Origin of the sequence: Paracoccus endophyticus, from assembly GCF_003286075.1 — a bacterium.
In the GTDB taxonomy this organism is placed as follows: Bacteria; Pseudomonadota; Alphaproteobacteria; order Rhodobacterales; family Rhodobacteraceae; genus Paracoccus; species Paracoccus endophyticus.
In genome coordinates this window covers 1-4282 of record NZ_QLUV01000037.1, presented here as the reverse complement: position 1 = coordinate 4282, position 4282 = coordinate 1, and the positions used below count along the sequence as shown (strand labels likewise).

Here is a 4282-nt window from a genome sequence, read left to right as displayed (position 1 = left end):
GAAACCGTGCCGATGTTGCTCTGGGCGCTCCTGGCCTCAGGGCAGATCCAGATGCGCAAGGTCGACGGCTGGGAAACCCTCACTCAGCCCCTCCAACCGATGCCACTTGACCTCGCCGCCTGATCGGAGCCAGCTTCACATGCCCGAAGCGAGCCGCCAGGCAATTTCCACCACATTCGCGACACGACCTCCGTCTACTACGACCGGCTCTTCGGGACATTCGCTTACGGGCGAGGGGTCGCCTGATGTAGCCGTCTCCGCGAGAGCCAGCGGACTAGGTGTTCAGTCCCGGCATTTGGTGGATCGGGTTGAGGATGAATCGATCTGGCTCTGATGTCCAGATTTTGCAGATGTATTCGTAAGGCGTGAGGCCTCCGAGCGTCTTCAGCCTGCGTGCGAAATTGTAGGCTGCCAGGAAGTCGGCAAGGTGCGTGCGCAGCTGGTCATGGCTGTCGTAATGGAATCGCTTGACGGTCGCGTCCTTGATCGTTCGATTCATCCGCTCGACCTGGCCGTTGGTCCAAGGGTGGTTCGGCCTGGTCAGCCGGTGCTCGATACCGTTGGCCTCGCAGATCATGTCGAAGCGCATCGGTCGGGAGTAAATGGTGTTGCGGTTCCGCGGTTGCTCGGCGAACTGGATGCCGTTGTCGGTGAGAATGGTGTGAACCTGATATGGCACGGCTTCGAGCATGTGCTGAAGGAACTCCCAAGCAGTGCGTCTGTCAGCCGTTTCAACGAGTTGGGCGACAGCGAACTTGGCTGTGCGGTCGATGCCGACGAAGAGGTAGAGCTTGCCCTCGGCGGTCTGCACTTCGGCGATGTCGATGTGGAAGAACCCGATCGGGTAGCGCTTGAACTTCTGACGCTTCGGCTTGTCCCCTTCAACGTCAGGCAGCCGGGAGATCCCATGACGCTGCAAACACCGGTGCAATGCCGAGCGTGTCAGGTGCGGAATGGATGGCTGAAGGGCATAAAGGCAATCATCCAGCGGCAACATCGTATGGCGGCGGAACGCGACGATCATCGCTTCCTCTGCCTCGGTCAGGACCGTCGAGCGTGGTTCCTTCGGTCCCGTCTTCAGGTCCTCGACCGTCGCCCGCTTGCGCCACTTCCCCACCGTCTTCGGATTGATGCCGAGTTCCCGGCTCAACTGCGCGAGCGAAGCTTGCGATCGCTGTATTGCCGCTCTGACGGCGAACGTGGTCGTGGCGCTCCCGTGACGAACTTGTCCCATAGTGCTTCCTTCCATTCCTGAGAAAGGATCACACCATCAAACCTTGGGATCAAACAACTAGGCTCCAGACCCATTGTGTTGATCGGCGCGCAATAAGGACCCCGCTACCGTGGTCCGCGCCCATCATCAGGCAGCCGGCGCAAAAGGGGGCTCCGCGGCAGGGTTTCGGCCGTTCAAGAGGTAGCTTCACGACCAAGATCCACCTCCGCGTCAACAGCGCCGGCCTGCCCATGAGGACGGAGATCACGCCCGGCCAGACATCGGACTATCTCGGCTTCGATCTGGTCATGGCCGACAACCTGCCCGCGCCTTCCGTCCTGCTGGCCGATCGCGGCTACGATTCTGATGATGTTCGCAGGACCATGGAGGCGCGCGATGTGCTGCCGGTGATCCCCATGCGGAAGACCCGCAAGCTGCGGGTGGCCGTGGATCGCACCCTCTACCGGCTGCGCAACCTCGTTGAGCGTTGCTTCAACAAGCTGAAAAACGCCCGTCGCGTCGCCACCCGCTATGACAAGACCGCCGAAAGCTTCCTGGGCTTCATCGACATCACATCGATCCGCCTCTGGCTGCGCCATTTGTCAACATAACCTAGAAGGTTGCAGGGCTGAGCCATGTCTCCGGCAGAGATCAGCAGTGGGCAAACCAGCCTCCTTCTCTTTGATCATCCCGATAATCTGCGCCTCGGTGAAACGGCTTTTCCTCATCTCGTCTGCTCCTTCAGGTGGGGCAGACTTTACTTCCCGGCGAGGGAACTTCCGGGGGGCAGGTCACCGTCAATGCCTCCCTCCAGACCCTGCGTCCGGTTCCGTTCTCGGACGAGGTCCGAACCCGGATGCAGCGCTTCAAAGCCTGAAAACGGTCAGCCATCTGTTTGCTTGGCCGAGGTCAAGAATCTGTACACCGAGGAGCGCGCGATGCCGAGCCGCCTGGCGATGGCGGTGGGGCTTAGCTTCTCCTCTTCCTGCAGCCGGCGGACCTCGTCGGGATTGATCTGGGGCTTCCTTCCCTTGTAGACGCCGCGGACCTTGGCCGCGGCGATCCCCTCCATCTGGCGCTCACGACGCAGGTTGGTCTCGAACTCGGCAAAGACCCCGAGCATGTCGAAGAAGGCCTTGCCGGCGGCGGTGGAGGTGTCCACGGGCTGCTCGGTTGCCTTCAGCGTCACGCCCTTCGCCTTCAGCTCATGGACAATGTCCTGGAGGTCCTTGAGCGAGCGGGCCAGCCGATCGATGCGGGTGATAACCAGCGTGTCGCCGGATCGCAGGAACTGAAGCAGGATGTCGAGTTCGGTACGGCCGTCGCGCGAGGTGCCGGCCCTCTTCTCGGCCCGGATTACCTGGCAGCCTGCGGACCGGAGTGCCGCCTCCTGCAGGGAGAGGTCCTGGTCAGTCGTGGACACGCGAGCATACCCGTAGTGGGTCATTGTAGGGCCGTTCTGTTCGACTGGGGTCTAGACCCACTCACGCTACTGTACGATAAATTTCATAACAACCCTATTAAGACGCACTCCGGTGTCCGATGCAGCTGTCCTCGTGAGGTATACCTCAAAAAGGCAAACATCTTGCGAGCATTCTAATAATTGGCAAGATCTCAAGATCTGTTTATATTCCAAATGATGTATAAGTCCACGCTCTGGACAAGAAAGCCTTTTGTGTCTACGGTTCTTCAAGGGAAGGTAGGAAGGAATAGTCGTAAATGGCTTCCGTGCTCAGAATAGCCGAAACTGGCCGTCTCAATATTCCGGTGCAAGTGCGCAAGCTGGTAGGATTGGAGCGTGGAGGCCAAGTCTCAGTCTGGGTCGAAGATGGAGAAATCCGGGTCCGGCCGGTCCGGGACGTCATGGCAGCCCTTCAGGCCGAAGCTGCTGACCTGTTCGCCACCACGAACGAGTCCGTTGATCTGTTTTTGGCCGAGCGGCGGGATGAGGCAGAGCGTGAGGAACGATCTTGACCGTTGTTCTGGACGCCTCGGCGCTCATGGCCTATCTCCTGAATGAGCCGGGTCATGACAAGGTCCTGGAGGCGATCCTGTCCGGGGCCCGCATGAGCACCGTCAACTTCTCTGAAGTCGCGACCCGCTATGTGCTCAGAGGAGCAGACGAGGCGCAGGTGCACGCGCTCAGAGACCGGCTCCCTTTCCCGCTTGAGCCTCTTGGTGACGAAGTAGCGACCACTGCCGCTCTCATGGCATCTGTCACGCGCCGTGCGGGCTTGTCTCTGGGCGATCGCTGCTGCCTGGCCTTGGCGAAACATCTTGCTGTCCCGGCCCTTACTGCAGATCAGGTCTGGAGCGAAATCGCCGACGAGATCGGAGTTACCGTCCACAGCATCCGGTGATTGCGCGCTCCTGTTTGCATGAACACGTCATCAAGTGAACGATGCACCCCGGAGAAGCTTAGGGCGGAGGAGCGCCACTTCAGAACGGCGCGCTCGCCGGCGTCGACGCCCTGGGCCTGGAAGACCGACGTCGCGAGATCGAGACCAATGACCGTCACAGACATGACTTGCTCCCAAGCTGGTGTGATGACCAGCCCATTAGCGACAACGGTGCGGAGGCGGTCCATGCCATCAGGTGGGCCGTCCAGTGCGCCCGTTAGAGGACGCTGAAAACCATCGGGACGATGGATAACGATCCCGTCATCAGCCTGCTCTCCACAGCATCCTGATCAAGCAGGCCCGCAGCAAACATTACGGTGACGATCAGCGCCAGCTACATCCCTTCACGGGACAGCATCTGAGCCCCGAGGGGCATTGATCATCAATGCCCCTCTCACCCCGCGATGAACTCGCGCACGAAGGCCGTGGCGGGACGCGCGCGGATGTCGGTGGGCTTGCCGATCTGCTCGATCCGCCCCATCGACATGACGACCACCAGATCGGCCAGCTCCATCGCCTCGTCCTGGTCGTGGGTGACGAAGACGGTTGTCAGGCCAGTGGTGTCGTGGATCTCGCGCAGGCCCTGGCGCAGTTCCTTGCGGACCTTGGCGTCCAGCGCCCCGAAGGGCTCGTCCAGCAGCAGCATCCGCGGCTCGATGGCCAGCGCGCG

General features: G+C 60.7%; 4 protein-coding genes and 3 pseudogenes. 3 read left to right on the top strand and 4 right to left on the bottom strand.

Features of this window, described 5'->3' with window-relative positions; all coding sequences use genetic code 11:
- Positions 1-274: 274 nt before the first annotated feature.
- Complete coding sequence (locus DPQ23_RS15085) at positions 275-1234, bottom strand: IS481 family transposase (protein WP_112875580.1); 960 nt, start codon at positions 1232-1234, stop codon at positions 275-277.
- Between the two features lie 103 nt (positions 1235-1337).
- Here DPQ23_RS15085 and DPQ23_RS15080 point away from each other — a divergent pair.
- Positions 1338-1824, top strand: a pseudogene (locus tag DPQ23_RS15080) (IS5 family transposase); the annotation flags it as partial.
- Positions 1825-1845: 21 nt separating this feature from the next.
- Here the strand turns inward: DPQ23_RS15080 and DPQ23_RS15075 are convergent.
- Together DPQ23_RS15075 and DPQ23_RS15070 are read right to left on the bottom strand one after the other, a co-directional pair.
- Positions 1846-1941, bottom strand: a pseudogene (locus DPQ23_RS15075) (transposase); the annotation flags it as partial.
- A gap of 155 nt (positions 1942-2096) precedes the next feature.
- Positions 2097-2660 (bottom strand): recombinase family protein, encoded by a 564-nt coding sequence (locus DPQ23_RS15070; RefSeq protein WP_112875579.1) that lies wholly within the window; start codon positions 2658-2660, stop codon positions 2097-2099.
- 272 nt (positions 2661-2932) lie between these two features.
- On the opposite strand from DPQ23_RS15070, the gene DPQ23_RS15065 reads away from it, so the two are divergent.
- Positions 2933-3187, top strand: coding sequence for an AbrB/MazE/SpoVT family DNA-binding domain-containing protein (locus DPQ23_RS15065; RefSeq protein ID WP_112875578.1), 255 nt, complete (start codon positions 2933-2935; stop codon positions 3185-3187).
- On the top strand, positions 3184-3573 hold the full coding sequence (locus DPQ23_RS15060; RefSeq protein ID WP_112875577.1) for a type II toxin-antitoxin system VapC family toxin: 390 nt from the start codon (positions 3184-3186) through the stop codon (positions 3571-3573). Before DPQ23_RS15065 ends, DPQ23_RS15060 begins: the two co-directional genes overlap by 4 nt.
- 433 nt (positions 3574-4006) lie before the next feature.
- Here the strand turns inward: DPQ23_RS15060 and DPQ23_RS15055 are convergent.
- Positions 4007-4282: pseudogene (locus DPQ23_RS15055) on the bottom strand (putative 2-aminoethylphosphonate ABC transporter ATP-binding protein); the annotation flags it as partial.

Coding starts and splice junctions, on each gene's coding strand:
- DPQ23_RS15065 (WP_112875578.1), top strand. CDS start 2,933: ATGGCTTCCGTGCTCAGAATAGCCGAAACTGGCCGTCTCAATATTCCG.
- DPQ23_RS15085 (WP_112875580.1), bottom strand. CDS start 1,234: ATGGGACAAGTTCGTCACGGGAGCGCCACGACCACGTTCGCCGTCAGA.
- DPQ23_RS15070 (WP_112875579.1), bottom strand. CDS start 2,660: ATGACCCACTACGGGTATGCTCGCGTGTCCACGACTGACCAGGACCTC.